We start from the raw sequence: 404 nt of genomic DNA, 5'->3' as shown, positions 1-404 counted from the left end.
AGTAGGACGTTGCCAGGCAATATTATTCCGCAGTAGCTCAGCGGTAGAGCTATCGGCTGTTAACCGATCGGTCGTAGGTTCGATTCCTACCTGCGGAGCCATTGGAGAGCTGTCCGAGTTGGCCGAAGGAGCACGATTGGAAATCGTGTATACGTCACAAGCGTATCAAGGGTTCGAATCCCTTGCTCTCCGCCATAAGCTTTTATGATATTTGGCCCGTTGGTCAAGTGGTTAAGACACCGCCCTTTCACGGCGGTAACACGGGTTCGAATCCCGTACGGGTCACCACTTTTGGAGGATTAGCTCAGCTGGGAGAGCACCTGCCTTACAAGCAGGGGGTCGGCGGTTCGATCCCGTCATCCTCCACCATATAAAATTATATGAATAATATTGTCGCGGGGTGG

The 404-nt window shown here is 52.2% G+C and carries 4 tRNA genes; all 4 read left to right on the top strand.

Features of this window, described 5'->3' with window-relative positions:
- Nucleotides 1-26: 26 nt before the first annotated feature.
- The 4 genes from COI75_RS17335 (at nt 27) to COI75_RS17320 (ending at nt 369) form a co-directional block, all read left to right on the top strand.
- A tRNA-Asn gene (locus COI75_RS17335) sits at nt 27-101 on the top strand.
- A 2-nt stretch (nt 102-103) separates the two neighbouring features.
- Nucleotides 104-195 (top strand) — tRNA-Ser (locus COI75_RS17330).
- Nucleotides 196-213: 18 nt separating this feature from the next.
- Nucleotides 214-288: transfer RNA gene (locus COI75_RS17325), tRNA-Glu, on the top strand.
- A gap of 5 nt (nt 289-293) precedes the next feature.
- Nucleotides 294-369 (top strand) — tRNA-Val (locus COI75_RS17320).
- Nucleotides 370-404 lie beyond the last annotated feature (35 nt).

The sequence above is a fragment of the Bacillus cereus genome (genome assembly GCF_002564555.1).
In the GTDB taxonomy this organism is placed as follows: Bacteria; Bacillota; Bacilli; order Bacillales; family Bacillaceae_G; genus Bacillus_A; species Bacillus_A cereus_K.
This window is presented reverse-complemented; position numbering and strand designations above follow the sequence as displayed.